At 48.6% G+C, this 891-nt stretch carries 1 protein-coding gene; it reads right to left on the bottom strand.

Annotation, left to right across the window (positions count from 1 at the left end):
* A partial coding sequence (locus GOU96_RS17835; RefSeq protein ID WP_324702099.1) for an IS4 family transposase occupies positions 1–801 on the bottom strand: 801 nt, incomplete at its 3' end.
* Positions 802–891: the final 90 nt, after the last annotated feature.

Raw genomic sequence — 891 nt, 5'->3', positions numbered from 1 at the left:
CGGCGCATCTGCCCATTTCTTTTTCGCTTGAGCAGTCAGCGAGAGTTCAATCAGCTCCTGACCGCGCCCCAATTTTCTTAACGTCTTATATTGCGCCCCTTTACGCAGGGGAATTAGCCAGTGCCTTTCCTTACCTTGGCTTTGCCAACGATGGAGAAGTCCTAAGGCATAAAAGCCTTTGTCAAACAGGGTAAGGCTATTATCTGGGGCTTTGTCGATAAGCTGAGCAGTGAGGTCAACCTCACTGACGGAGACGGAGTCAAAGGCGGCACTGTTGAGCAGATGGCTCGTTAATTCCATGTGGCAGACCATGCGAACTTGAGGATAGTCTGACGTCGTGGTTTGATTACCTGTTCGGCTAAAAGCCTTATCGTTGTCGGCCGTATCTGGTGTTCGCCAGACCACACCATCGACAGCATGTAAAGTGAGCCCGTACCAGTCAGGATGTGGGGTTTTCTCATGCCACAATTGCTGAGTTTGGTTGAACACCGCTTCTACTGGCTCATGCCCCAACTTCTTACGGGCATGGATAACCGCACTCGGCGCAACAAATGGCTTCTTACCCGGAAGTAATATATCTAGCTGAGAGACAACTTTACTCATCGATAGATGCCGATAAAGTGACATACCCACCACGCTCCATACCATCAATTCCATGGGGAGCCTACGCTTACGAAGCGTTGCTACACCTGTGTCCTCAAGACATTGATTAATGAGTTCAGGGCAAAGGAGGTCGGATAGACCATTGAGTTGGTCAGCAGAGAATTGATGTATTCGGTCGAGGGCTTGTCTTAAGAACATAAAAAAATCCGAGTGCGCAGAAACACCCGGATTTTGACATCCTCTCAGGATCATTCAACCGATCATTTTTTGCTTAACTGATCGGCATTA

Source organism: Vibrio sp. R-1 (assembly GCF_035615595.1).
In the GTDB taxonomy this organism is placed as follows: Bacteria; Pseudomonadota; Gammaproteobacteria; order Enterobacterales; family Vibrionaceae; genus Vibrio; species Vibrio cholerae.
The sequence above is the reverse complement of the archived record's forward strand: the minus strand, read 5'-3'. Positions and strand labels throughout refer to the sequence as shown.